30 protein-coding genes and 1 pseudogene are annotated in these 25,733 nt (G+C 61.0%); 19 read left to right on the top strand and 12 right to left on the bottom strand.

All coding sequences use genetic code 11. The annotated features are described in order from the left end of the window. Positions 1-29: 29 nt before the first annotated feature. Positions 30-773, bottom strand: a complete 744-nt coding sequence (locus tag VGD45_RS28515; RefSeq protein WP_331158791.1) for a hypothetical protein — start codon at positions 771-773, stop codon at positions 30-32. Positions 774-951: 178 nt separating this feature from the next. After that, positions 952-1,875 (bottom strand): hypothetical protein, encoded by a 924-nt coding sequence (locus VGD45_RS28510; RefSeq protein ID WP_331158790.1) that lies wholly within the window; start codon positions 1,873-1,875, stop codon positions 952-954. Positions 1,876-2,061: 186 nt separating this feature from the next. On the opposite strand from VGD45_RS28510, the gene VGD45_RS28505 reads away from it, so the two are divergent. Further along, positions 2,062-2,808 (top strand): hypothetical protein, encoded by a 747-nt coding sequence (locus tag VGD45_RS28505; RefSeq protein ID WP_331158789.1) that lies wholly within the window; start codon positions 2,062-2,064, stop codon positions 2,806-2,808. 15 nt (positions 2,809-2,823) lie between these two features. Here the strand turns inward: VGD45_RS28505 and VGD45_RS28500 are convergent, their stop codons facing one another. Next, a complete protein-coding gene (locus tag VGD45_RS28500) occupies positions 2,824-4,203 on the bottom strand; it encodes a protein kinase domain-containing protein (protein WP_331158788.1) in 1,380 nt (459 codons plus the stop codon). Positions 4,204-4,736: 533 nt separating this feature from the next. Here VGD45_RS28500 and VGD45_RS28495 point away from each other — a divergent pair. From VGD45_RS28495 to VGD45_RS28430, 14 genes are all read left to right on the top strand, one after another. Then, a complete protein-coding gene (locus tag VGD45_RS28495; RefSeq protein WP_331158787.1) occupies positions 4,737-5,003 on the top strand; it encodes a hypothetical protein in 267 nt (88 codons plus the stop codon). Between the two features lie 96 nt (positions 5,004-5,099). Further along, positions 5,100-6,308, top strand: coding sequence for a hypothetical protein (locus VGD45_RS28490; RefSeq protein ID WP_331158786.1), 1,209 nt, complete (start codon positions 5,100-5,102; stop codon positions 6,306-6,308). Positions 6,309-6,345: 37 nt separating this feature from the next. Continuing rightward, positions 6,346-7,254: a hypothetical protein gene (locus tag VGD45_RS28485; RefSeq protein WP_331158785.1), complete on the top strand. Its 909-nt coding sequence runs from the start codon at positions 6,346-6,348 to the stop codon at positions 7,252-7,254. Beyond that, positions 7,254-7,964: a hypothetical protein gene (locus VGD45_RS28480; protein WP_331158784.1), complete on the top strand. Its 711-nt coding sequence runs from the start codon at positions 7,254-7,256 to the stop codon at positions 7,962-7,964. The genes VGD45_RS28485 and VGD45_RS28480 overlap by 1 nt, the downstream gene beginning before the upstream one ends. Positions 7,965-7,966: 2 nt before the next feature. Beyond that, on the top strand, positions 7,967-8,140 hold the full coding sequence (locus VGD45_RS28475; RefSeq protein WP_331158783.1) for a hypothetical protein: 174 nt from the start codon (positions 7,967-7,969) through the stop codon (positions 8,138-8,140). A 58-nt stretch (positions 8,141-8,198) separates the two neighbouring features. Further along, positions 8,199-8,990: a Flp pilus assembly protein CpaB gene (gene cpaB, locus VGD45_RS28470; RefSeq protein ID WP_331158782.1), complete on the top strand. Its 792-nt coding sequence runs from the start codon at positions 8,199-8,201 to the stop codon at positions 8,988-8,990. Beyond that, positions 8,987-10,252, top strand: a complete 1,266-nt coding sequence (locus VGD45_RS28465; RefSeq protein ID WP_331158781.1) for a type II and III secretion system protein family protein — start codon at positions 8,987-8,989, stop codon at positions 10,250-10,252. The genes cpaB and VGD45_RS28465 overlap by 4 nt, the downstream gene beginning before the upstream one ends. Before the next feature lie 23 nt (positions 10,253-10,275). Next, a complete protein-coding gene (locus VGD45_RS28460) occupies positions 10,276-10,971 on the top strand; it encodes a TadE family protein (RefSeq protein WP_331158780.1) in 696 nt (231 codons plus the stop codon). Between the two features lie 16 nt (positions 10,972-10,987). Further along, on the top strand, positions 10,988-12,679 hold the full coding sequence (locus VGD45_RS28455; protein ID WP_331158779.1) for an ATPase, T2SS/T4P/T4SS family: 1,692 nt from the start codon (positions 10,988-10,990) through the stop codon (positions 12,677-12,679). 11 nt (positions 12,680-12,690) lie between these two features. Beyond that, positions 12,691-13,548, top strand: a complete 858-nt coding sequence (locus tag VGD45_RS28450) for a type II secretion system F family protein (protein ID WP_331158778.1) — start codon at positions 12,691-12,693, stop codon at positions 13,546-13,548. Between the two features lie 7 nt (positions 13,549-13,555). Continuing rightward, on the top strand, positions 13,556-14,449 hold the full coding sequence (locus tag VGD45_RS28445) for a type II secretion system F family protein (protein WP_331158777.1): 894 nt from the start codon (positions 13,556-13,558) through the stop codon (positions 14,447-14,449). 49 nt (positions 14,450-14,498) lie between these two features. Beyond that, on the top strand, positions 14,499-15,503 hold the full coding sequence (locus tag VGD45_RS28440; protein WP_331158776.1) for an OmpA family protein: 1,005 nt from the start codon (positions 14,499-14,501) through the stop codon (positions 15,501-15,503). 22 nt (positions 15,504-15,525) lie between these two features. Beyond that, positions 15,526-15,915: a DUF192 domain-containing protein gene (locus tag VGD45_RS28435; protein WP_331158775.1), complete on the top strand. Its 390-nt coding sequence runs from the start codon at positions 15,526-15,528 to the stop codon at positions 15,913-15,915. Further along, complete coding sequence (locus VGD45_RS28430; protein ID WP_331158774.1) at positions 15,912-16,349, top strand: tetratricopeptide repeat protein; 438 nt, start codon at positions 15,912-15,914, stop codon at positions 16,347-16,349. The genes VGD45_RS28435 and VGD45_RS28430 overlap by 4 nt, the downstream gene beginning before the upstream one ends. Before the next feature lie 8 nt (positions 16,350-16,357). Here the strand turns inward: VGD45_RS28430 and VGD45_RS28425 are convergent, their stop codons facing one another. The 3 genes from VGD45_RS28425 to VGD45_RS28415 form a co-directional block, all read right to left on the bottom strand. Next, on the bottom strand, positions 16,358-16,804 hold the full coding sequence (locus VGD45_RS28425; protein ID WP_331158773.1) for a hypothetical protein: 447 nt from the start codon (positions 16,802-16,804) through the stop codon (positions 16,358-16,360). Positions 16,805-17,048: 244 nt separating this feature from the next. Beyond that, a complete protein-coding gene (locus VGD45_RS28420) occupies positions 17,049-17,867 on the bottom strand; it encodes a nucleotidyl transferase AbiEii/AbiGii toxin family protein (protein ID WP_331158772.1) in 819 nt (272 codons plus the stop codon). Between the two features lie 40 nt (positions 17,868-17,907). Next, entirely contained in the window at positions 17,908-18,528 is a 621-nt protein-coding gene (locus VGD45_RS28415) for a type IV toxin-antitoxin system AbiEi family antitoxin domain-containing protein (RefSeq protein WP_331158771.1), read from the bottom strand. 421 nt (positions 18,529-18,949) lie between these two features. Here VGD45_RS28415 and VGD45_RS28410 point away from each other — a divergent pair, with 421 nt between their 5' ends. Continuing rightward, positions 18,950-19,738 (top strand): phytanoyl-CoA dioxygenase family protein, encoded by a 789-nt coding sequence (locus tag VGD45_RS28410; RefSeq protein WP_331158770.1) that lies wholly within the window; start codon positions 18,950-18,952, stop codon positions 19,736-19,738. A gap of 193 nt (positions 19,739-19,931) precedes the next feature. On the opposite strand, the gene VGD45_RS28405 is transcribed toward VGD45_RS28410, so the two are convergent. From VGD45_RS28405 to VGD45_RS28395, 3 genes are all read right to left on the bottom strand, one after another. After that, a complete protein-coding gene (locus VGD45_RS28405) occupies positions 19,932-20,987 on the bottom strand; it encodes a right-handed parallel beta-helix repeat-containing protein (protein ID WP_331158769.1) in 1,056 nt (351 codons plus the stop codon). Between the two features lie 17 nt (positions 20,988-21,004). Beyond that, a complete protein-coding gene (locus VGD45_RS28400) occupies positions 21,005-21,481 on the bottom strand; it encodes a VOC family protein (protein WP_331158768.1) in 477 nt (158 codons plus the stop codon). A 170-nt stretch (positions 21,482-21,651) separates the two neighbouring features. Next, entirely contained in the window at positions 21,652-22,263 is a 612-nt protein-coding gene (locus VGD45_RS28395) for an SMI1/KNR4 family protein (RefSeq protein WP_331158767.1), read from the bottom strand. A 253-nt stretch (positions 22,264-22,516) separates the two neighbouring features. Here VGD45_RS28395 and VGD45_RS28390 point away from each other — a divergent pair. Beyond that, positions 22,517-22,828 (top strand): annotated as a pseudogene (locus VGD45_RS28390) (LysR family transcriptional regulator); the annotation flags it as partial. Positions 22,829-22,846: 18 nt separating this feature from the next. On the opposite strand, the gene VGD45_RS28385 reads toward VGD45_RS28390, so the two are convergent. From VGD45_RS28385 to VGD45_RS28375, 3 genes are read right to left on the bottom strand one after another with little or no spacing between them, the layout of a single operon-like run. Next, positions 22,847-23,272: a cupin domain-containing protein gene (locus VGD45_RS28385; protein ID WP_331158765.1), complete on the bottom strand. Its 426-nt coding sequence runs from the start codon at positions 23,270-23,272 to the stop codon at positions 22,847-22,849. An 11-nt stretch (positions 23,273-23,283) separates the two neighbouring features. After that, positions 23,284-24,300, bottom strand: coding sequence for a threonine ammonia-lyase (locus VGD45_RS28380; protein WP_331158764.1), 1,017 nt, complete (start codon positions 24,298-24,300; stop codon positions 23,284-23,286). 31 nt (positions 24,301-24,331) lie between these two features. Then, positions 24,332-24,640: an ArsR/SmtB family transcription factor gene (locus VGD45_RS28375; protein WP_349263388.1), complete on the bottom strand. Its 309-nt coding sequence runs from the start codon at positions 24,638-24,640 to the stop codon at positions 24,332-24,334. A gap of 144 nt (positions 24,641-24,784) precedes the next feature. Between VGD45_RS28375 and VGD45_RS28370 the strand changes: the two genes are divergently transcribed. Both VGD45_RS28370 and VGD45_RS28365 read left to right on the top strand, forming a co-directional pair. After that, positions 24,785-24,997 carry a hypothetical protein gene (locus VGD45_RS28370; protein WP_331158762.1) on the top strand — a complete coding sequence of 71 codons (213 nt, stop codon included), beginning with the start codon at positions 24,785-24,787 and terminating at the stop codon, positions 24,995-24,997. Between the two features lie 170 nt (positions 24,998-25,167). Then, on the top strand, positions 25,168-25,632 hold the full coding sequence (locus VGD45_RS28365) for a hypothetical protein (RefSeq protein ID WP_331158761.1): 465 nt from the start codon (positions 25,168-25,170) through the stop codon (positions 25,630-25,632). The last annotated feature ends 101 nt before the right edge of the window (positions 25,633-25,733 follow it).

Raw genomic sequence — 25,733 nt, 5'->3', positions numbered from 1 at the left:
GGGACGGAATCGGCTAATTCACAAGCGGGCTACTCGCTGAGCGGTCGCGCAAAGGCGAGCGTCAAGAGTCGCGAGCCCGGGCGAAATCGCACGGCTTCCGGGGTGCTTGCTCGATAGGGAACCCATTGAGCGATGTAGAAGGACGTGAGGCTCAATGCGATCATTTCGCCGCCGTCTTCTATCATGCCGGCCAAGGTGTTGAGTGCGGTGCCCGAGAGCAGTCGGTGTATCGTGTCACCGCCGACGGCGCACGCGGCCAAGGCGGCAAGTAACACACTCAGATCGGCGGTAAGGGCGCGCGACGCAGGCGAGCCGCGAACGTAACCGAGCGCGAGCACTGGAGCCAGGATGGCAACGACGAGCCCAGCGAAGATGAGCTCGCCGAGATCGCGGCCGCGAAGACCGCCGAAGTCAGGGAGGTGGATCCATGCCACCATGCCGAGGCCGAAGCGCTCGTGAATGCGCATGGAATCGTCGAGCAGAAGGAACGCGAATACGCCGATCCAGCCCAGCAACACGGGCAAACGAGTGCTGCGATATAAATGCGCGAGCGCGAGCCCGACGCCCAGGTACTTCAGATACTGATACATCTCCCCGAAGCTGCCGTCGCGTTCGATCGACCACAGCTCGGAGCGCAGCACGGTGCTATGCAAGTGCAACCAGTGGAGCGTCATGAACAGGATGTCGCCGGCAAGTAGCGCGGCCAGCAGTATGTATGGCGCATGCGCGGCGAAAGAGGCGCGATCTGCGCAAGCGGGAGAACCGCCGATCATTGTATGGAGACCCCGGAAATTTCGACTGCGGACGGCCCCCGTGTCCGGAAGCGTCCTGTCGCCGAAATGCACTGGAAGTCGCCCTGTGATTTGAGCTCGATTCTAAGGGAGCCGAATGGCGCCGGTCATTGCGTCGTCAATTGGCGACCGTTGCCCATGGGGATAATCAGGACATGCCTCACCGAGAAGTGCAGATGTCGCTTACGTACCGTTCGAACTGCGCTGGCTGGTGTGACTTCATCCACCGAAACAGAGCGGCGTTGTGGAACATCGAGATGCTCGCCAGCTGCCCGGCGTCCTGTTCGCCGGGGAACTTGAAGACCGCGACGTCGTAGAAGGTCGGTGTCCTGCCATCCTTGGTGAGCGACCAGAAATACTGCAATGGCAGGCCGGCGAAATCCACGAACTTGCGAGCGCCCTGCCGGCTCAGATAGACCTTGTACGTGACGTTGAAGTCCGCGTTGACATACGTTCCGCTGCCCTCGGCGCCCAGTGGCGCCAGTGCCCGCAGCGTTTGTCCCGATCGGCGCACGAGGTCGTTCATGCTGTCGAGGATCAGTTTGTGCGTCTCGGCATCGGCGATCTCTTCGATTGCAGCGTCAAGATCCGCGGCATACAGCTCAGCGGTGTAAGCTGCCAGCTCGCCTGCAACGTAGTCCCCTTGTTGCTCCACCAGGCCTTCACGCGCGAAGAATGCAGGATCGTCGGCGACCATGGGGACCGAATAAGCCAGCACGCGATCGTTGCGAACGAATTTCCCGAGCGCGCACGCCAGGCGGGCTTCGATCGGTAGCTCGTAGACGTCGCCCGCCCGATTGAGGCTGGACTTGCCGGTCTTCGGCTGGGCGTTCAGCGAGATTGAAGCGCCATCGACCGGGCGATCGTCTTCGCCATGAAATGTGACGTCGCCACGAAACATGATTCCGCCGGCGTAAGCGAACATCCCGCCCCTGAGGATGACTGCAGATCCCGCATGCGGAGCGCTTACGAACTGCGCGATCGACCCCTCGCGTATGGCGTAGGTGACAGGTGAGACCAGAGCCAGTGCGACTGCAGCTGCGCTGACGAGCAGCCTCGGCATCGACTGCGTCGGTGCAGGCATGAGACGTATCCTTCGTTTGTCGTCGGTAGTTGTTACTGTGGCGGCCTCCCTGCTTCTCGCACTCGATGGGTTGAACCCTCCCGCCCAACCGACTCAGACGATTACGGATCTATTTGGGGCCTCGCATCGAAGGGATGATCCGCATATAGTCTGTGGCTCGCTTTGGAAGGAATGCACGGAGGAAGCATGCAGCAACCTGGCCGCTCTCTAATCTCCAGCGCTCTGGCGCTCGTCGCAGTCAGCGGGGTTGCGCCGCTCGCAATGGCGGCGAGCCCGGCGGCATCGTGTCCCGCCGGTCAGATGGCGGCGACGCGTATCGAGCTAGAAGGCAAGTACAATCTGAGTCCGGCCGCCGACGTCTTCAACATCCACGCGCTCTTGCCGAACGTGGGTTACACGAAGCGCACCGTGATCGTAGCCAACGGCTATTACAAGGAAGTGAGCGAGGGCACGATCGGCGTCGTCAAGGACAAGCCGCCGGGCAAGCCATTCGCCATCCCGGGGGCGACCGCTACTAATATGTATGCGCGTGAGCTGCCGAGTCGCTACACGATCGTCGAGACGCCGAAGGAGCGGCTCGTCTATGACGAGAGCGGCGATCCAGATCAGCCTGGCCGCAGAATGAGCAAGTCGAAACAAACCACGCCCGCTGAAGAGCGGGCGATCGTCGACGGCTTGCAAGCCGCGCTGGCCTCGTCGGCCGACAATGCAGCTATCCTCGGCAAGGCGACCTATGCCGGCATTCCATGCGAAATTCGCCAATTCCTCATGCCCGGCAATAGCGTGTGCATCGCTCAAGTGCGGGGCCAGTCAGTCACGCTCGCCGAGGACCTGAAAGTCCCCCAGCCTTCGCACATGAAGGCGAAAGCGCAGTCCGACGTCTGCGTGTCTGCACGAGACTTCGAGCCGCCGGCGAACGTGCGCTTCAAGTAAGCGGAGCGCTCGCTGTTACTGCCATTGCAGCCAGATGCTGGCGAGGAGCGCTGCTTCTGCGATTGTGATGACCGAAAGAATGAGCGTCGCAACTTTCCAGCCGCGGCGCGCCTCGCGGCACAGGTCCGCCATGCGCGCCTCGGTCTCGGCACGATGTGCATCCTGGATTCTCGCTTGTTCGGTCCGTCGGGCGCCCAGACTGGCGAGCCGTTCATATAACTCGGAGACGTGAGCGAGCCGCTGCGTGGGATCGAAATCGGTGGCGCGGGAGATGTCGTCCCGGAGCAGATCGTCCGCGATGTTACGTTCCCAGCCGGGCGCCAGCGGCTGGCGCAGGTTGCCGACGAGCAGCTGATACAGCAGCACGCCGAGAGCGTACACGTCCGACTGCTCGCTAGCGGGATGCCCGGCCAGCAGTTCGGGAGCGACGTACAAGGGCGTCGCGGAGGACGAGCATGACGTGAGCGCGTCGACGCCGAGCAGGCCGAACTGAGTGATGCGGAATTTGGCCAGCCGCTCCGACTGCAACAGGCGGCCGCTGCCGAAATCCGTAAGGCGCGTGCGCCATCCGGCTTGAGGATGTTGCGAAATCAGCAGGTTCGACGGCTTCAGATCCTGGTGAATGACGCCGACCTCGTGCACGGCGGCGACCGCGCGCGCGATGCTCAAGAACACGTCCAGGCGTTCGCGCAACGACGTCGATGCGAGCCTCCCGCCGCTCTCGGCCCAGCTCACGAGATTCACGCCCGCGAATTCGTAACCGACGAAGTAGGGCGCGCTCTCGAAATTCCAATCCAGTGCGTACGCGATGTCCGGGCGCTCGCCGAGGTCTCTTTGTAACAATTGCAGGAGCGCGGTCTCGCGACGCAGGGCGCTGAGCCCTTCGGGCGTGCGACACATCTTATATACACGCAGCTCTCCAGTACGAACGTGCTGCGCGGTCCAGACTTCGTTGTGTTTGCCGCTTTCGAGCTTGAGGGTGAGTACGAAGTCGTTGCGACCCGGCACCGAGACGCCGGCGCGAAGTTCGAGAGGAGCCACGTGATCGGACTCGCTTTCGAAACGCTGCACGGAGCCCCGCCATCGATAACCGATGCGCGGGTGTGTGACGACGAAGACTGCGTTCTCGGGCCCAAGCGCATTACGCAACTTGGTGACAGCGCTTGCCAGGACGTTATCGACGATAGGCCGGCCTTGCCACACCGTTTGCAGCAGCTGCTCGCGCGTAACGATCGAGCCGGCGCTGGCCAGGAGCTGCGCGAGGATCTCCAGTGGCTTGCGCTGGACCTCGACTAGCGCTCCGGCAACTCTCAGCTCGAGTCTTTGCGAATCGAATTCCGCCGTGCCAAATCGATAGCGACACGGTTTCGCTTCGATGACAGTAGACCCTTTCATCTGCTCACATCTCCGTGATCTGCCGCTGCCTGGCCATTTCATGGCCGGGGTCCGTTCCAGGCTCTCCGCGTGCGACCTAAAACTAGCAAACCAGCATTGCAAGTTCGTTGGTCATGCGTCGCCGGATGCAGGCAAGCGCAAATATTCAAGCGCAGCAAACCGAGGCTATACAAGTACTGCCGATGGCGCAAATGTGCGACGGAATATTGAGTCGCTGTAAAAGTAACAAAACGATTCGCGCGTTGACTCGTCCGCGGCAGTCGAATTTTTTTACAGCCGCGCCCCGCAATGTTACTTCCTGCCGAACTCGCCGCCATCTCTTGGTGCGTCTCGCTCCGTTGCGATTTGCTTTCTACATATTCCGGTTTTATGTCGAATTGCCGCGTTATGGCGCGGCCTGCGACTCACGCAGGTTAGAAATTCGTTAGCTCGCGGTTAGGACACGCCACGGGCCGCTGCACTCAACTGCCGACTGCGTCACCTTTTTGGTTCCGTCGCAGATCCGATCCAGCTCCTCAATCAAAGGAAGTGTCATGCGTAATCGCAACTCTATGAAGCGTCGTCAGCTCGGTCAGGGCATGAGCGAGTACATCATCATCACCGCGCTGATCGCGGTCGCCGGCATCGGCCTGTTCGCCGCGTTCGGCGACACGCTGAGCCATCAGATGGCGGCCATGAGCCAGGAAATGTCCGGCCAGGCGGGCGACGACGAAGTCACGGCAGCGTCGGATGCCGCGGGCGAGGCGAGCACTCGCGCCGAACAGAACGAGACGCTCTCGAACTATCACCAGCGCAACTAATTGCCGTTTGACCGGAATCGTGCGGCGTACGCCCGTTGTAACACAATTGTCGTACGCCGCACCGGAGCCCAACCGAACCGAGCCGTGAGTTCCACAATGCGACATCAACGCGGCCAGATACTGCCCCTGGCGGCCTTCGGCATCCTCATCGCCGGCGCGGCGCTGGTCATGATGTTCAACAACGGGCAGAAGATCACCGAGAAGTCGATGATTGCGAACGCCGCCGACGCGTCCGCTTATAGTGCGGGCGTATGGACGGCGCGTCATCTGAATTACATGGCGTACACGAACCGCGCGATGGTCGCGAATCACGTCGCAGTCGGTCATTACGTGTCGTACATCAGCTGGTTCAGGTACATCGAGTATTCGATCGACGGGCTCCAGGATTACACCAGCTGGGTTCCGTACTGGGGCACCTTCATCACCATCGCGGAACGAATCGTCACCACGGTGAAGCGGGTCAACGATCAGGTCGCCCGAGTCCTCGTGCCCGCGATCGACTCGCTCAACGGTCTCTACCGGCTGTCGCAGGCCGAAGTGGCCGCCTCGCTGGTTTATGGCGGTACCGCCGGGCTCGATCGGCTAATGGAGGCGACCGCGGATACATATGACCAAGCCATTACAGTCAACAACACCGACGACCTGAACGCGTTGCCGGGCGTTTTCAGCGCGCCGCTGATCGCGAAGGTGCAGTACCAGCGTGTCGAGCTGCCGCGCTTCGTCGAGCGTTACACGGCGGGGCGAGATAGCGGGCGAATCACGCAGTTGATTACCGCGAACATTCGTAGCAACGAAGACAACCGACGTTGGATCGAGGGCAATCGCGGTTGGAGATTCACCCTTGGCCCCGGCCAGCTCCGCAAGCATGGGTCCACCCAGCAGTCCCAGAACCAAAGTCGCGCGAACTGGACTGCGTCGGATCGATTGGAAGCCTGCGTTTGGGCTTTCGGTTGGAACTGCTCCCGCATCACCCGAAACACCACGGCGCGAGCGACCGAATTCGCTCGCAATTACTCCGGCGTGCCCAACTATTACAACACGCGCGGCGCCATTACCCGTAACCCTTCGCTCGATATCGCGGCCGTGGCGGCTAAACGGCAGAACACCGTCCGCACCAAGGAGCTGTTGGGCATGACCACCCCCAACGAGCCGATGATGGTGGCCGCGCTCGCGAAGGTCGAGTTCTCGCGGCCCTCGGAAGGCATCGGCTTTCCAACGCACGGCCGTAATCGCACCGAATACGCGAACCTGTTCAATCCGTTCTGGGAAGCCCACCTGACGGATATTCCCGTGCCCGGCATCTGAGCCTGCCGAAGGCCGCGGGCTCGCGTGAGACAAATATATGAACCATCGCACTCGTAACACACGACGCCTGCCCAAGCATCGACAGCGGGGCAACGCGACCGCCGAGACCATCGTCGCGCTGGTCGCGCTGCTGCCTTTTCTCATCGGTATCCCGATGCTGGGCAAGCAGCTCGACATCAAACACAAGTCGTACGACGCGACCCGATACTCGGTATGGGAGCGCACCGTCTATCGCAGCGACGGCGCGTGGAAGGACGCTGACGAGATCGCCATCGACGCACGCGATAGAACTCTCGGCAATCCACGTGCAGGCATTACGAACACCGCGACACTGCGGACCTCCGGTGTGACGGAGAATCCACTCTGGCGAGATCGTGGCGGCGAGCGGTTGCTGGTGGAGCGTCGCGACGGGCAGCCTCAGCCCTTTTCGTTCAACCAAGCGGGGCGAGAGAGTCCGGTTGAGGTCGGCGCCGCGACCGTGCCGCAGATCGCCTACCACGGCAATGCGGTCACCAACGCCATCATGACTGCCGTCGGCGTGGATTCGCTCGGCTTCGATCGCAACTCGTTCGCGACAGCCAGCGTCACATTGCGAGTGCGTCCGGTCCTGCTCGAGCTTGCGGATCAACCGCTCGCGTTGGGCGCGGCAGGTCGAGAAAGAGAACGGCAGCCGCTCGAGCAAACGGCGGCTGGCGGAATCCTGAGCGATACCTGGGGTCCGAGCAGCGAGGGCAACCTGCGCGGGCGGATCGATAGCCTGGCGGCGAATGAGCGCATGTGGCAAGCCGAAATGCCCGGCATGGTGCTCGGTTTCCTCGGCGGCAAAGGCACGCCACTTTACGGAGAAGGCCAATTTGGAATGGGCCGAGGCTTCGAACAGGGACCGGATCTCACGGTGCCTTCGACCACCCTGCCCAACAATTACGTCTACACGCCGCGACGCTGATGCGCGACTGCATTCGAAAGTGGTTTGGCGTTTTGCTCGCGAGCTCGGTCGTCGTGACGTTCGCGCACGCGGGCGAGATTGCGTCGCTCACGTCCGGCTTTCCCGAGCCCGCGCCGCCGCCGAACGGCGAGGCGCAATGGGTGGCGCAGAGCATGCGCATGAACGGACTGCCGATGACCATCAAGGCGTTCAAAACGTCAGCCGACGTCGACGATGTCATTTATTTCTACGAACACTGGTGGCGCGCCAAAGGCAAAGCGGATTACACGCGCAGCCAACGCGGTGAGTGGAGCATTCTCGGCATCAAGACCGCCGAGCACTACATCACGGTGCAGGCTCGTCCCACGCTCGGAGGTTCGGAAGGAACGATCGCGGTGAGCGGCGATCCTGGCAAGGTGAAGCGGGTGGCCACCAGGTTTCCACATCCCAAGTCCGCCACTGTCGTGACGCTGCAGGAATACGAGGACTTCGGTATCCGCAGCGAGCACATCACACTGCTGAGCGGGCGCGCGCCGAACATCGAAGCGCGAGAGTTCGCCGAGATGCTGACGCGCAGCGGCTGGAAACTGGTGATGGATCAGCGCGCGAAGAAGACACAAGGTCACGTCATCGAGGCACAGAAGAACGCTCAGCACGCGCATCTGTCGTTTCTACCTGGACGTGAGCTCGGCGCGACGACCGCGGTCACTGTTGTTTGGAAGAAATCATGATCATGAGAACGAAAACGGGGCGTCGGCTCGCGCGACGTTGCGGCGGATGGGGTACGACCGAGTACCTCGTCGTGCTCGCTGTGTTCGTAGCGATGCTGGAAGGCTCGGATGAGATCCTGGAGCTGATTCGCGAACATCACCAGGAGTTTTCCTGGGCGCTGATGGTGCCGTTCTGAGAGCAGGCAGCGGCGCGGCGACGAGACGATCCAACTCGAGGATGGCGAGGGTGAAACAATGAATGGCAAACTGATGACGATCCTGGTGGGCGCGGGCGCGCTGTTTGCGGCCGGTGGCGCCGCCTACCTCGCGAAGGACTACATCGAAGGCACGATCGCCGCGCGACAGGCGGAGCTTGCCGAAGGCTACGAGCCGATAAAAGTCATCGTCGCGAGCCAGGATCTCGGACCGGGCGCATTTCTCACGGCCAAGGCAGTTTCGATTCGCGAGATTCCGCGAGCGTTCGTTCCATCCGCGGCCGCATCCGCCGATGAATGGTCGGATCTGAAAGGCCGTGTGCTCACATTCCCCGTGAAGAGCGGCGAACCGGTGCTGCGCACGTATCTCGCGCGAGAGCTCGGCGCCGGTTTCTCGGCACAGCTGCCGGCAGGCAAACGGGCGCTCACGTTCCCGGTCTCCGATGAATCTTCCATCGCCGGGCTGTTGCAGCCGGGCGATCGCATCGATCTGTTCTTCACCACCTCGAACGGCAACGAAAGCGTCACGATTCCTTTGCTCACCGATGTCCACGTCGCCGCGACAGGCGTGCGCACGGTCAACAACAGCTCGCAATTCGAGGACGATCGGGGTTCGGACAACTACAACACGGTGACCGTCACGGTCACGCCCGAGGACGCCGCGAGAATCACCCTTGCCCAGGAGGTGGGCAAGATCACCGTGACGCTGCGTCAGCACGAAGACGATGACCCCACCCGAGTCGAGCGCATAACGAAGCGGAGCCTGCTGGCGCAGAACGTCAGCACGGGTAAGGCCCGCTCACCGGTCGTGATCATCCTGGGTGGCAAATGACGGCGAGGCAGTCGAGCAATTTCAACAGCGCGAGCAGATTCAACCGCACGATACGCCTGGTAGCCGCATTCTGCTGCGTGCTCGCAGCGGGTGCGGCCAACTCGCAAACGCCCGAGACCCCGACTGTCGAGAGCGAACGAGTCGCGCCGCCGACGCTGACTGTTGCACGGCCTATCGCCGCTGGCAGGGCGCCGTTATCCGTGGTGCAAGGTCAAACGCTGTTGCTGCGTTTTCCGAACGTGAAGCGCGTCGTCGCCGGTAACGGCGATCTCCTGGATGTGAAGGTGTTCGAGGATACCGACGAGGTACTCGTACTCGCCCTGAAGGAAGGCGTGACGGATCTGCGGCTGTGGGCGCGCGACGGGCACTCCGAAACGCACGTCGTGCGTATCGTCGCCATGGCGCAGCCGGCGCCGATCGTCGCGCCGCTGCAGCCGGAATCGACGATTCTGATCAAAGCCAAGTTCCTCGAAGTCAAGCGCGAGGTGCTCCGTGACATTGGCGTCGACTGGGCGGATGTGGCGCAGGGCCCGATCTTCGGCACGGTGCAGGAGCTGGAAACGAACCCGTTTTTTCGCGTCATTCCGGGCAACGGCAGCTCGGCCGCGGACCTGGGCGAAGCTCTGCCGCCGTTCAATATCGGCACCGGCAACAACTATTTCGGCCTCACGACCGTCGTCGATTCGCTGATCCGTCTGCTGGTCAACAACGGCGATGCGCGCCTGCTGGCGGAGCCGACGCTGACTTGCATCAACGGCGGCGTCGCGGATTTTCTCGCCGGCGGCGAGCTGCCGATTCCGATCGTGGACAACGACGGTCGCGTCGACGTGCAGTTCAAGGAGTTCGGCATCATCCTGAACATCGAGCCACAGGCCAACGACGACGGACTGATCCGCACCAAGGTCAACGTCGAGGTCAGCAGCGTCGATCGCTCCATCGCGGTGCTCGGTATTCCGGGTTTTGCAACCCGCAAGACCAAGACCGAAATGAACGTGCAGTCGGGCCAGACCATGGTGGTCGGCGGATTGTTCAGCAGCGACGATGCGAAGAATGTCACCAAGGTGCCGGGACTCGGCAGCGTGCCGATCATCGGAGAGCTGTTCAAGTCGCGCAATTTCCGCAGCGGCCAGACGGAGCTCGTGGTGCTGGTGAGTCCGCAGATCATCGTGGCCGAATCGCCCGCCGTGCGCGAGGCGCGGCAGCAGTTCGACGATCTGAAATCCAAGTCGGACGAGGCTCTGAAGTTCAAGTTGAAGGATTGACGAGCGACGCACAAAGGTGATGTATGAAGGTGCTTCGAGCAGTCCAGCGAGGCGGCGCGGTTGTCGAGACGCTCATCGTGATGCCGGTGCTCGTGATGGTCATCGCGGGCGCCTTTCAAGCGGCGATGATCTACGAAGCGAAAGCGACGTTGAATCACGCCACTTTGCAGGCGGCGCGCAGCGGCGCCGTCAACAACGCGAATATCAATTCGATTCGCGCCGGCCTGGCGCGCGGCTTGCTGCCGCTGTACTCGCCGGATTCCTCGCTGGGTGGACTCACCGGTACGCTCACCACCAAAGTGCTGCCGGACGTCGCGACCTCGAGCATCCGCATCTTGAATCCCACCACCGAAGCTTTCCAGGACTTCGGCGTCAATGTGCATGGCGTACGCGAGATACCGAACGATCGTTTGTATCTGCGGCCGACGACCACCGGTTCGCGAAGCGGATTGACGATCCAGGATGCAAATCTTCTGCGAGTGCAGGTTCGCTATGGCTACGAGCTGAAGGTGCCGGTCGTGCGCTGGGTGTTTCGGTTGGGACTGAGACTGACGCGTCCCGACCTGGACAATGTGGAGCGGGCGATGGTGGCGGCAAACCGGCTGCCGATGATTGCGACCGCGACGGTGCGCATGCAGACGCCGGCGCGTCAGAACAGCGCGGTCATGTCACGAAACAACCTGCCGGGAGCAGGCGACTTGCCTCGGCAGGGCGTTTAGTTTCAGGAGATTCAGCGTGATCGAATTCGAGATCAATGTTCCGGGGCGCGGGCCCGCACGGCGCCGCGTCGAGTTCGGCGAATACACGATCGGCAGCGCGCTGATGGCCGACATTCGCTTGCGGCACGATTCGGTCGCGAAACAACACGCCTCGCTGCGCGTCAGCGACGACGACGTTTCGCTGCGCACGGTCGAGTCGAAAACGCTGCTGAAGAATGGCGTGCCGGCCAGCAGCAAGGAGCGATTCAGAGTCGGCGACGTGTTCCAGATCGGCGCCTGCGAGCTGCGCGTCATCAGCAGCTTGATCGAGCCGCCGGCGCAAACGTTTGTGCCTCAGACACCGCCCACTCCAAAGGGGCACGCAACGCCCAAGCCCGAGCCGGTAACGGAGGCGCAATCCGAAAACGTTGCGTTGCCCTCGGACGAGCTGAAACCGCTGCAGGAGAAGGTGCAGGAGCTCGTCCTGCGCGAGCTCGATCTGTTTCGTCGCACGGCGCTGAACGAGCTCGGCTCGCTCGACTTGCGCGATGAGGCTCGCGTCGCCATCGAACGCATCATTTCCATGGGCGCGATCCAGCTGCCGCCCGCACTGGATCGGGCGCAGTTCATCAAGGATATGACTGCGGAGATCATGGGCTTCGGTCCCATCGAGCCGTTCCTCGCCGACGAATCGATCTCCGAGATCATGGTGAACGGACCGAACTGCATCTACGTCGAGCGCGCAGGTAAGCTGACGCGTGCGCCGGCCCGTTTCATCAACAGCGAATCGTTGATGCGCGTGATCGAGCGCATCGTGAGCCCGCTCGGCCGCCGCATCGACGAAGGTGTGCCGATGGTCGATGCCCGCTTGCCGGACGGCTCGCGCGTCAATGCCATCATTCCGCCGCTGTCGCTGATCGGGCCGATTCTCACGATCCGAAAGTTCGCCAAGCGGCGCTTCTCGATGGATCGCTTGATCGAGATCGGCGCGCTGACGCCGCAAATGGAAACGTTCCTCCGGGTCTGCGTCCATCACCGCAAGAACATCCTGGTGTCGGGCGGCACGGGCTCGGGCAAGACGACGTTCTTGAACGCATTGTCTGCTTACATTCCCGACGACGAGCGCATCGTCACCGTCGAAGACGCCGCCGAGTTGCGGCTCGTGCAGCCGCACGTGCTGTCGCTCGAAGCTCGGCCGGCGAACGTGGAAGGGCGCGGCGAAGTCACGATTCGCGATCTCGTGCGTAACTGCTTACGTATGCGTCCCGATCGCATCATCGTCGGCGAGTGCCGTGGCGGTGAAGCGCTCGATATGTTGCAAGCGATGAACACGGGCCACGACGGATCGATGACGACGGGGCACGCGAATTCGCCGCGCGATCTGCTGTCGCGTCTGGAAGTGATGGTGCTGATGGCCGGCATGGATCTGCCCGTGCGCGCGATCCGCGAGCAGATCTCTTCAGCGGTGAACATCATCGTGCAGCTGACGCGCTTCAGCGACGGGCGGCGTCGCGTCGTCTCCATCGTTGAGGTCGATGGCATGGAAGGCGATGTGATTCTCACGCAGCCGTTGTTTGCGTTTCAGCAGCGCGGCATTGGCGCGAACGGCGAAGTGTTCGGCGAGCATGTCGGGTTCGGTCAGGCGCCGCACTTCTACGAAGAGCTCAAAAACGCCGGCATTCCGCTCGATAACAGCATCTTCGGCACGCCGCCGCGCCTGGACGGTTGAGGAGCGTCATCATGGATCCGAAGACAACCACCATCGACGTGCCGGTGATCATCATCGCCCTGGTGGCGATCTCCTGTGTCCTGATCGCCATGCTGATGAGCCAGGGGCTGGCCAGCTATCGACGCAAGTTCGTCTCGACGGTCGAAGCGGCCCTGACGCAGCAGTTCATTGTCACGAACGTGCAGACGCTGTTCATCGCGAACGTCTTCCTGCCGATCGTGGGCGGGGCAGTGGGCTGGTTCGTGATCGGGCCGGTGGGTCTGGTCGCGGGTATCGGGCTTGGCATCGGCGCCCCGCGCTTCATTGCACATCGGATGAGTGTGAAGCGCGTGCGCAGCTTCATTTATCAGCTGCCGGATGCGTTGCTTGCATTGAGCTCCGCGCTACGCGCCGGATCGAATCTGACCAAAGGGCTGGAGCTGCTGGCGACGCGCCAGCCGCCGCCGCTCAGCCAGGAATTTACGATCGTGCTCGCGGAGTATCGAGTCGGTCGCCCGCTCGCGGAATCGCTGGACGATTTGCGCAAGCGCATCGACCGGCCCGAGCTCGATCTCATGAACACCGCGATCAACGTCGCACGGCGCGTGGGCGGCAACCTCGCCGATACGCTCGAATCTCTCGCCAAGACGTTGCAGGAGAAAGCGGCAATCGAAGGCAAGATCGAGGCGCTCACCGCCATGGGGCGCGCGCAGGGCTGGGTGGTCGGCTTGTTGCCGGTGCTGGTGGGCGTCGCGCTCTACTTTCAGCAGCCGGACGAGATGACGCGCCTGTTCACGCAATGGTATGGCTGGATCACGTTGGCGGTGGTCGCCGGGATGATGGCGATCGCCGTCTGGGTCATCCGCAAGATCGTGAACATCGACGTGTGAGGCGCCCATGGAAGTCTATCTCATCTCGTTCCTGGTGGCGGTCGCGATCGGATGCGCCGTGGCGATCCCTTTCCTGCTTCGTTCGCGGGCTCCGGTCGACACCCTGCGCGACGCGGCCTGGCGTGACGAACTGCCGCTGTTCGTTCGCATGTTCCGGCCGTTGATGCGCGCTTACGCGGCGAGCGTAGAGGAGGGCATGGATCCGCAGCGACGCGATGTCTTGCAGTCGCAGCTGGACAATGCCGGCGCGAGCTACCTGATGACGCCGGCGGAATTCATCGTGATCAAGCGTGGCGCTTTGTTGGTGGGGCTCGTGTTCGCCACGTTCATGATCTTCGCCCTCGATGTGGACAACCCGGCGTACGTCGCTGGCTTACTGGGACTGATTCCGCTCGGGTTCACCTATCCGGATATCTGGCTGCGCGATGCGATGAAGGCCCGGCATGCCAAATTCGAGAAGGGATTTCCGTTCTTCCTGGATGTGCTCGTGCTCGGCATGAAGGCCGGCCTTACGTTTCCAGCAGCGGTGGAGCAGGCCGTGCGACAGATGAACGAGGGGCCCGTCAAGCAGGAGTTTTCGCGTTACTTGCGCGAGACTCGTACGGGCATCACGCGACGTGTCGCTCTCGACCGACTCGCGGCCCGCGTGCTCATGCCTTCGGTGACGAACTTCGTCGCATCGGTGTCGCAGGCCGAGGAAACCGGCGGCTCGCTCGGCGAGGTCTTGGGCGATCAGGCGCGGCAACGGCGTACCGAGCGCTTTCTGCGCGCCGAAAAGCTCGCCAATCAGGCGCCGGTGAAAATGCTCTTTCCGCTCATCGGGCTGCTGTTTCCGATCACCTTCATCATCATCACGTTCCCGATCGCACTGAAGCTGTACGATTCAGGGATCTTCAACTGAGCGCCCTGGCTTGCTATGTTCCTCGTGAGAGCCCACGAGGAGAAGACTAGTGACACGGAACCGGGTGACACGAAATTGGAACATTGGCTGGCTGGCGAGCGTAGCTATCGGCTTCCTCTGTGCTCTGGCGGGCGTGGCCCAGGCGGCCGGCGAGCCAGGCGAAGATCATCCGATGATTTCGCGCTATCCCGGCAGCAAGATCGTCGAGTACCGGCAACTGCAGTTCGAGAAGATCCAGCTGGCGTCCGGCTTCGCGGAGAGCCCGGCCAAGAACAAGCGCGCCGAGCCGAAACTGCAAGCGTTCGAAGGCAAGGTCACGACGACCATCTACCACCTCGTCGGGGAGCAGTCGGCGCGCGAGGTGTTCCGCAATTACGAACAGGCGCTGGCCCGCGCCGGTTTGAAGACACTGCTCAACTGCTTCAACGAGACCTGCGGTAACCGGATCCCGATCGCACTCTATCGCGACAATTATCGGGAGCCGCTGTATCGCAAGATGCTGTACGACTCGATCGACAACAGCACTTCCGACTTTGGCTATGTGAGCGCCACCGGCACCTCGAACGGCGCGCCCGTCGCCGCCAGCGTGTTCGTCGGTCGCATCCGCACCGGCAATCGAGTGTACGTCGGGCTGGATATCGTGGAAGGCGAGGCGATGAAGACGGATCAAATCGTCGTCAGCCTCGACAAGCTCACGACGGACCTTCGCGAGCAGGGCAAGGTGATCCTGTCCGGCATCTACTTCGACACCGACAAGGACGTGGTGAAGCCTGAGTCCGAGCAGGCGCTGCAAGCGATCTCGGATTACATGAAGAAGAATCCTCAGCAAAACTTCTTCGTCGTCGGTCATTCGGATACGGCCGGCTCATATGAGCACAACGTCGATCTGTCGAAGCGGCGTGCGCAGTCGGTCGTTACAGCGCTGACGAGCAAATATGCCGTTGCCAAGCCGCGTCTCACGGCGGTGGGCATCGGTCCGGTCTCGCCGGCTGGCACAAACGCAAACGACAGCGGCCGCGCACGCAACCGTCGCGTCGAACTGGTGCTGCGCTGAGCGCGGCCGCACGGAAGCGGTCATGAGCAATTCGTCGCTACCTGGGCTGGTCACGATTGTTACGGCTGCGGGAGTCGAGCTTGCGCGTCAGGTGAAGTTCGCTGCCAGCTTTCGCGACCGAGCGCTCGGGCTGCTGGGTCGTCGCGAGTTGGGTAGCGACGAAGGCATGTTGTTCGAGCCGGGCGGCAGCATCCACACCTTGTGGATGCGGATCACCATCGACGTCGCTTTCCTCGATCACAACTTGCACGTGCTGAAAATCAGCGACGCCGTGGCGCCCTGGCAGCTGCGATTCGCGCCTCGCGGAACTCGCTATACGTTGGAACTTGCCAACGGCAGACTTGCTGCCTGCAATTTGCGCGTCGGCGAGCGGCTCAGGATGATTCCCACTCGGCTCGGAGTCGCGGCATGAACAAAGCCTGGCTATTGATCGTGCTGAGTCTCGCGGCATGTTCGAACACGCAGCCTCGGGCAACAACGCCGCTAAAAGATCTCGTCACGGCTCTGCAGGCCGCGGACGCGCTGTACCGCAAGCGCGATTTCCCTGCGGCCGAGCGCGCCTATAGCGACGTGTTGGCCCTCGATCCGGACTCCATCGAGGCGAACATTCGCCTGGGCGTCATCGCACATCAACAAGGCGCGTACTCGCGCGCCGAGAAACATTTCAACCAAGTGCTGGTGACCGATCCGCGCAACGCGACGGCTGCTTACAATCTTGCCGTATTACACGTCGAGCAGGCGCACGAGCTGTTCAAACGTTACTTGCAAGTGTCGTCGACCAAGGCGGCCGAGCGCCCCGCCGTGTTCGAACTGCAGCGGGCGATGGAGCAGTTTCGGGGGCAGTGAGGGGGCGATCATTTGAGGCGGTACACCGCTTCGATCAGCGCGCTCACCGAATTCGAGCCGTCGTCAGTGCAGCTATCCGGATTGCTCGCGCTGATGACGAATCGCTTGCCATTGTGGACGATGTCCATGTCGTACCAGACGCCATCGACAACTCCGCAGCCCATTTCGGTGTTGGCGTACGGCAGAAGCGGTTCAAGAAGCGTCGCGGCAGTGAAGCCACGCAATTCCTTTCGCATGACCGTGCACTCACCCTTGAATGGCGGCTGCCCATCTTCGGGATACTCGATCTTGCATCGTGATGCTTGGGATGCCGTGATCACATAGCCCACCGTCTCAACTCCCCGTCCAACGAACGTCGCAGCGCTCTGCCAAATGCGAATCTCATTCCCCGATTCATCCGTCAGCGCCGCGAGCTTTGACGCTGTGGCGAGCTGACCGACTACGTTCTGGAACATAGCGCAGGTTGTCGTCACTCAAGATGACCGGCCTGTGTAGCGAGTTTTGCAGCTCGACCGTGACGATCGACGGCGACTCCGCTGTTGCCTGAGTCTCTGCGGCCGGCTCAGCTGGTTTATCAGGTGCTTTACAAGCGGCGACGGTTGCAACGACCGCGGTCACGGCAACTGAGATTGGTCCGCTGATTCGCTTGGCTGAGATCATCGTATTCGTCGCTCGGGTTCGATCCTGGTGGCATCACGTCTACTCTGGTCGCCACGCTTTCCCCGCGAATGGACGAACAAACGCAGCTATTTCCGATACTACCGTTTCGAACGGTGGCGGCTCGGTCGAGAGGTCGCGAATAAAGGCTGCCCACTGCAGCAACTTACTCGGGTCCCGAAAGAACGCCGGAGTGAAGGCATCTGGGATGGTTTGTGGAAGTTCCGTTCCCCGCCGCTTGAAGGTAGCGGCGATGGCTTGAACGAGCCGCCCGTGATCGAACTCATGCGTTCTGCTCAACATCCATAGGTCGTAGAAGTCTTTCATGCGGCTGTTGGCTCGTCCCAACGCAACCATCGCGTGGAATTTTTCTGCGATGACCGTCTCGCGAGCGTAGGCTCGCAGTTGAGGCGCCGGCAGATCGAGCAGCACGGGCAGGTCGATTTCCTCCGGGCCGGGTTCAACCGAATCGCCGAACCCAATATCCACTGTTACATGGATCCTCGCGCGAGCGAGCGTTGCTGTCGTTCGCAGGCGAACGCCACCGTATTCCAGGTCTTCGCGAATCGGACTCGCACGGAGAGCGGCACCGTCGAACGTGACTCCGTCTTCAACTTGAATCGAGCATATGTCTTTCCACACGACGAGCATGGACTCGGAGGACGCTTCTCCGAATCCGAGGAGATCCAGGTCTCGGGTCGGGCGATGCGGATCATCGAACCAAGTCGTGACGAGCATTGCTCCTTTGAGAACGAACCGATTTCGGTGCTGCGAGATACTGAGTCGATAGAGCAGGCGCTCGAGGGCATAGCGGGTCAGGAGCAAGTCAAACACCTGACCGCGTTCGCGAGCGAGATTCATCAATCTCGTACGAACCGATGCGCCAATGTCCCGCGAGGGCTTAGTCATTTGTCAGCGCGCTTACGTAAGGCTCCATGACTTTCCATACACCGCCTTCCGTTGCATGTCGGGCGATCTCGCCTGCAGTGGCTTTGCGTTGCCGGATGGCTTCGCGAAGTCCTTCGATGGCGACACGTACACCGACGGTGGATCGATACCGGAACATGTCGGCTACCGTTTTCGCCGCCGAGAAGATCGGCACTGAAACTCCGTCGATCCGATGGCGCTCTACGCCCTTTGTTAGCTGCTCGGGCGAGAAGTGTGCAAACCGCATCGGTGGATACTTGCGACGTGGTCGCCAGTCCTTGGGGCCGATAGCGAGCCAGACGCGGGCGGGGATTTGATCCGTGAGTCCATGATAGGCCAGCGCGGAAGTCAGGCAGATGATGCCCTTGGGGACGAGCTTCGATGCTTCGGCCAAGGTGTGATTTGCATCGACATCGGCATCGGCCAGTTGATAAAGCCCCCGCGCTAGGCGCGTGATCGCGCCAGCGGCTTCCAGGCGAGAAACCGTGGCTGCCGTGATTCCGGCGCGGCGAAACTCAGCGAGCCTCGTGAGCCCATTCCGCCGCAGTAGGGCGAGGGCCTTATCGGGCTGGCTTGTAGGACGGGTGCTGCGCATGGGGTGATACAAATACTCGGAGTTCAGTCTACAATGACCGAGGTTTTGTATCAACGCGCAAGGACTGCGAATTACGGCCAGTAAGTTGCTTGCAGGCATGACAGAGACTCTGGCATCGGCAAAATCGGTGAGCTTGGTCGAGACTCGAAGTCTCAGGGCCAGACTGGCCGTCGGTCTTGGTCAGCCCCATTCAATTTCGGTTCGATTCTCGGCATCGGCTCCGTGGCGTACACCGCGGAGAAATCTCGGCGCAAGTCCGCCCTGCTGGGCATATGGCTCAGACCTCGCTAATATTTCCCCGCCATGATCTTCACCTCCACATTCTTCCCTCTGAACTGAACGACCCCAGTCGTTCCCGGCGCCCACGCGCCGATCAGTTTTCAAGGGTCTCGTCACATCGAGGCCGAACGGAGAATGTGTAATGCCGAGCCCTGACCAAACCGCCCTGACCCCGCGTCAGGTCCAGAGCTTCATCGACGACGGTTTCATAAAAATCGAAAACGCTTTCAGCACCGAGCTTGCAAAACAATGCAGGGACGAGCTGTGGGCCGAGATCGGTCTGTCGCCAGGACAACCTGAAACCTGGATTCATCCTGTGATTCGTGTGGCCTCGAAAGCGTCGCGGCCATTCGTTGAAGCAGCCAACACACCGCTTCTACACAGCGCCTACGATCAGCTCGTCGGCGAGGGACGCTGGCTCGCGCCCAGAGGGCTCGGAACATTTCCGATTCGCTTCCCGTCAAAACAGCTCCCTGGAGATGACGGCTGGCACGTGGATGTGAGTTTCGGAGCAGCCAATTCCGACTTCATGGAATGGCGAGCCAATGTGAAGAGCACCGGACGAGCATTGCTCATGCTCTTCCTATTCTCGGACGTCGGTCCTGACGACGCACCCACGAGAATACGAAAACGTTCGCATCTCACAATCGCGCGTGAGTTGCTGCCGTATGGCGAAGCGGGCGCGACGCTGAGGCAGCTCTCTGCCGATGGATACTCCTCTACCGAGCATTGCGACGTTGAGCTGGCAACGGGTGCGGCAGGCACGGTTTATCTGTGCCATCCCTTTCTGGTGCACGCTGCACAGCCCCACCGCAGCAAGCAACCGCGCTTCATGGCGCAGCCGCCGCTGCTACCGAAGGGTGAGTTCGATCCGACGTTGCCGCCGTCGCCGGTTCAGATGGCCATCCGTCAAGGATGTGACCTGATGTAACTGGAACACACCCCCAGGGACCGCTAAACGGCCCTGGGGGATCTGCGGACGGGATAATCGCTGTCGCTGAAACAGTCTATTTCGCAATGGTCCCTCGGCGCCGCTCGCCTTAATCACTTAACTGGGGTTTAGGCCGTCCTCCTGCCTGACGTGCGGCACGAGGGACCAGTTGCATTCCCGGAGTCGCCGGGCGTTACTGAATGCAATCCGGCGGCGCGATCTGCGACACGAAGACGTTGTCTTTCCACGTGTTCATGCAGGTGTCCTGAACCAGTTCGCGCGGGCTGGCGAATGGATCGAACTTCGCTTCCAGCAAATCCGCTCTGCCGTTTCCGAGTGCAGTGTTGCTTTGTATGAGGTTGCCGACCGCCAGCGGCGCGCCAACGTCCTCACGAGAGAACGCGCCGATACCGTAGTTATCGTTGTCGTTCGCCCGGTTGTCGCGCACCACATTGCCGGTCGAGCCGTTTGCAAGGGCGATGCCGGCGTCTGAATTGCGGCTGGTCTCGTTATCGATCACCTCGTTATCGTTCGAAAACGCGATGCCGATCCCGACGCCGAACGACGGAAAGAAAGGGCTATTCTCGGCACGGACGTTGCCGTTGGCGATGTTGTCCATGATCCGGTTGCCGGTGCCGAAGAAGAGCTCGATTCCCGTGGTGTTACCGGAGGCGTCGTTGCCGACGATGGTGTTGTTCGAAGCTTCGAACCCCGAGATCCCGAAGCCGCCAAAGAAGGGGTCGAGCAGATTGCCGTGCAAGACCATGTTGCTGACTTTCGAGTGACGCGTGCCGAAGAGGTCGACGCCCGAGTCGCAGTTCGAGACGCGGCCGTTGCGGATCTCGACCCGTTCGACATCGAGTACTTCGATGCCGATATCGAAGCGATTATCCTCCCGAGCGCAGCGTATCTCGTTGCCCGCAAGATCGAGCGACACACCCGAAGCGGCAATGGTGATCGCAAATTCCGGGCAAGCCAGCAGATCGTTAGCGAGCCGATACTTTCCCGGCTGGCTGATGACCGCGCCACAATCGGTGATCGCCTTGGTATCTCCGGGTGGTGCAGAGAGAGCGGGTGGACACACGACCAGCACGGTCGCTGCCAGTGTGAGACGACAGTTCATGCCGCACCCCCTACCCACTTGGCGTTTTGTCAACGACGCTAGCAGGGCGCCCATGCCGCGGCCATGGCGGGCTGGTACTGAAGGATCAATGAGCACAGCGTCAAAACACGTGACGCTGCGCTGCATGTGCTCTAAGAGCGAGTCTATCCGCGTCTTGCTGCTTCGATGGTCGCGATGTCGATCTTTTTCATTTTCATCATCGCGTCGAAAGCGCGCTTCGCGGCTGCACGATCGGGATCGGTCGTTGCTTCGATCAGTGCGCGTGGAGTGATCTGCCAGGATAAGCCCCATTTGTCCTTGCACCACCCACACTGGCTCTCCGCGCCTCCATTGCCGACGATGGCGTTCCAGTAGCGATCCGTCTCGGCCTGGTCCTCGGTGACGATCTGAAACGAAAAGGCTTCGGTGTGCTTGAAAAGCGGACCGCCATTGAGCCCGAGGCAGGGCACGCCCACCACCGTGAACTCGACCGTGAGCACCTGCCCCTGTTTGCCGTCGGGGAAATCGCCAGGAGCGGTGTGAACTGCCGTCACGGCGCTGTTCGGGAATGTCTTGGCGTAGAACCTGGCAGCTTCTTCGGCTGTGCCGTCGTACCACAAACAAATTACGTTCTGAGTCATGGCCTGTCTCCGTTTATTTGCTAGTTGAGTTGCGCCTTCTAGCCCTCGCGGGGCATCACCCAGCCGCCGAATTTGAGTCCCTGGGCCGACGATGATTTTCCGCATGGTCGCTCTCCATTGGTCTGACCCTAGGACGAGCGAGCCACGTCAGATCCGACAGCGACGATCAACTAAAAATCTGTACCTTTGATACGTGCATCCAGCCATGCCAGGTACCACTCGGAGAAACTGATGCGTGCCGTCCCGCCGGCAGCCTGTTCAGGAAAGATGCCGCTGTAATTGCCGCGCCCGTCAAACCAGATGTTGCCTCTCTCGGCTCCATTCACGACTAGTAACACGAAGTCGCCGCATCCGACCTGACTGACGCACAGCGCACCTGGTATGTGCGCCGGGTCCAAGTAGGCAAACAGCGCATCGTCGTCGGGCCGCTCCCCTGCGTCCCAATTGATAGTGTCGAGCCAGGGCTCATCCCACGCCGCGCTGTGCGGAAAGGGTGACGACAGATCGATTCGCTTACGCTCCGCCCAACGCTGGTCGAGAGCGGCTTCCAGCAGCGGATAGATTCCGTAGTAAGGTCCCACGCCGCCATTGCCGACGGTCAGCAGGAACTCCTTGTAATCCTCCGGCAGGCGGATGCCGTGGTCGGCTTCGAAAGCCGCAACTTCGTCCGGCTTCAAGACAGGATTGAGCTGATAGCGATGGGTCGATGCCGCGAATTTCTGGCAGTTCGGGTCTCTCGCACGGAGTTCATCGAGCCCGCGCTTCAATTTATCTGCAAACATCGCTCACCATCCGACGCGGCAGCCATCGCGTGAGCTTTGCACACGTCCATGTCGTTCGTTAAATGAGACGCGAGAGACTAACAAGTGCCAGCCCGATCAGCAACGCCAGGGAACCTGCCAAAGGTCGCCTGGGCTCGGCATCGATGGCGCAGACCCGCCAATTCGTCGAGATACGATGCGCCAGGGATGCGACTCATCACGGTACGCTGGTCGCGTTAACAGCGACGTTGTGTCACAGATCGAGAGACGCCGAATGAACATTCAGGATCTACAAACATTTGTTGAAGTCGCCGACGCAGGTGGCGTGACAGCCGCCGCACGCAGGCTTGGCATCGCGAAGGCTATCGTCAGTCGTCAATTGGTCCGGCTCGAGACGGAGTTCGGGGTCCAATTGCTTGCGCGAACCACTCGCGGAGCCTCGCTAACCGAGGCGGGTGCTACGTTGCGCGAGTACGCGGCGAAGGTTCTCGCCGATCTCGACACTGCGCGTGAAACCATGCTGCCCAACGGCGAGCTCCGCGGTCGACTGCGGATCGCCGCGCCGCTCTCGTTCGGGCCGACGCATGCTGAATAGGCGGAAAGCTCAGTCTCCAGTAGGAACGATCCCCGCGTTCTCGATCATCAGGATGACGCAACGTTCCGGCGCTCGTGTCCTGTGAAGGACGCCCTTGGGCACCGTGATTCCGTGCATCGGCGCCAGCGTTACACTGCGCTCTTTCAGATCTACGATGAAGTTACCTTCAAGACAGAAGAAGAACTCGTCGTCGTTATCGTGCTTGTGCCAATGGTATTCGCCCTGCATCACGCCCAATCGCACCACTGATTCATTTACTTTGCATAGCGTTTGGTTGTACCACTGATCTTTCACTTGGCTCACCAAGGCAGGGACGTCGATTTCTTGAAGCTGCTGAAAAAGAATGTTCAGGTAAGTGGCATAAGGGAATGGGCGAATAGCTTCGTTCCGTGTCTCAGTCATGGCTTCATCCGGTTCGTAAAAATGATCAACCATGCATAGCACTGCTAGTGCCGCGGTGCCTCTGCTACGAGCTTTGCAAAGTAGTCAGCGGAAATGTTGCCTCCTGAACAGACCACGCCTACGCGCTTGCCCAGCTCCAGGCCACGGGTCTTGGCGGCCAATGCGGCGGCCAAGGCGCTGGCGCCGCTCGGTTCCAATACAAGTTTGATGTGCTCGACCGCCGCTCGCATGGCGAAGGTCACTTCCTGGTCGCTCACGTGTATGGCGCCGCTGAGCGACTGCTGCAACACTGAGAAGGGCACTGCGCCCGGTGAGACGGCCTGAAGGCCGTCGCACAGGGTCGAGGAGGCATTTGCGTTTCGTTGTCGCTCGCCTGCAGCCAGAGAACGTGCGAGATCGTCATATCCAACGGGCTCCACCGCAATGAGGCGCGTCGTCGAGCCATGCGCCCGCAGAGCTACAGCTATCCCCGCCGCCAGTCCACCGCCTCCTGCCGGGACCAGCAAAGTGTCCAAAGGGCGAGCATCCTCGAAGGTTTTGAGTTGCTGCAGGATCTCTGTTCCAAGACTGGAGTGCCCAAGCACGAGATCTTCATCATCGAATGGGTGCAGGAGAGCCAGCTGTCCGCTTTCCGCAAGGTTCGCCGCTGTCTCGGCGGCAACGACTTCGCGGGGCCGTCCGTCCGGCTTTGTGAATACGACCTGCGCTCCGTATTGCCGCGTGCCGGCCACCTTCGTGAGAGGTACATCGTGAGGCATGACGATCGTAACAGGGACGCCGAGAATCTTGCCTGCTCGGGCCAGCCCCTGGGCGAAGTTGCCGGAGGAGTATGCGACAACTCCATTCCGGCGTTCTGCCGGGGCGAGGTTCTTTAGGCGGTAGAAGGCTCCTCGCAGCTTGAACGAACCCGTATGCTGCAGAGACTCGGCCTTAACAAACAACTTGAGCCCGGCAAGATCGTCGAGTGCGGCGGAGGTGAGCAGTGGCGTCTCGCGCGATATGGCTCTTACGGTCTCGAAAACTTCGTTCGTCTTCGCCACAGGCGTATTGAGCAATGACATTCCCATTTTCGATTGCCTCCTGAGGCGCCGCTTAGATTTGTTTCTTCAACAACGCTTTGAACGCCGCTATTTCCTTCTCGTCGCGCTTATAGAACACCCACTGCTTGATTTTCTTGCCGGTGAGAAATCCGGCGCTCGTGAGGACTCGAAGATGCTCTGACGCCGTGGGCTGTGACACTTCGAGTTTCTCGGTGATCAGTAAGCCACACACGCCGTCCTGCACGAGGTCGCCATCTACTTGAGGCCGGAAATGCGTGGTCGGATCCTTCAGCCACTCCATTATCTGGAGGCGACGATCGTTTGCCAGAGCCTTCAGCCCAGTTTCTAGTTCAATAGCCATTTCGTCATATTGCCAAGTGGCTATATTGAAGTCAACTCGGACGCGCGCCATAGAGATAGATGCGGCCAGGTAGCTTCGCGACCCTCGGGCACTCGGTTGCGGAAGATCCGGCGACAGCTCGAAGGCGTCTTCAGGGAACTCGATTTGGTCCATGACGTGATAGTCGTCTGCGATATTGCCGCACATGCCGAGATCAATATTGCTTCACATGGCGACGTTGTTCTCGGTGATGCCGTTCCTCACGTCATCCGCCGCTGCGCTACCAATCGGCTGTACACCGCGATGAAGACGCTCACTGAAGTCGTTGAGCGCTTCGGTGGTCGCACCAAGATAGCGGAGGACAAGGACGCCGCATGAGCAAGGCGGGCGATTCCGATTCCTAACCTGTTTCGGATCGCCCGCTCCATCGCCTACGATGTTCCCGCCACCGTCGAGAGAGAAGTTAGCGGCAGAAGTTGGAAACATGGTGATCGTCGTGATCGGATTGTCGCTTGTAGCAGTTCGAAGCGGACATCGAAGCTCCGGGCATGCGTTCGCCGACCTTGCCCCGACCGGAGCCACCGTCTCTTGCACAGGTGGCCACCTCCAACCGCGCTTCGCAGGAAGACCTGCGCGAATATCTCGCCTTCCTCGACGACACGAATCTCTCCGAGGCGCAAAAGATCGAGCTGCTACGGACTTTGGAAGCGCAGCCGGCGTTTCCGAAGATTCGCGACGGCATCGGGCGGAATCAGGAAGTCACCGACTGCTTACGCGGCCGGTGTACGCGGGCTATGTCGAAGCGCCGGCCTGGGGCGTCTCGCTCCGCAAGGGCCATCACGAGCCATTGGTCAGCTTCGAGACGTTCAGGCTACATCAGCGAAGGCTTGCGCCGGGACGAAGCGCAGTTCGATCAGCACACTGCACAGCGATTGGCCGAAGCGTTGAAGCGCCGAGGGGTGGCGGAGCGAATTCTCCAAGAGGCGTTGGATGAAGTGCGACGCGCGGGTTGAAGCGGTGTGACGTGGCGAACGTCCCGATCAGCATTCAGGATTGCCCTAGACATCCATGGAATGGCGCGCCAGAGGAGAGAAGGTTCGAACTCTTTACTGCA

Source organism: Steroidobacter sp., from assembly GCF_036402275.1.
Taxonomy (GTDB): Bacteria; Pseudomonadota; Gammaproteobacteria; order Steroidobacterales; family Steroidobacteraceae; genus Steroidobacter.
Note: the sequence above shows the minus strand (reverse complement) of the source record. Positions and strands in the feature narration are given on the sequence as shown.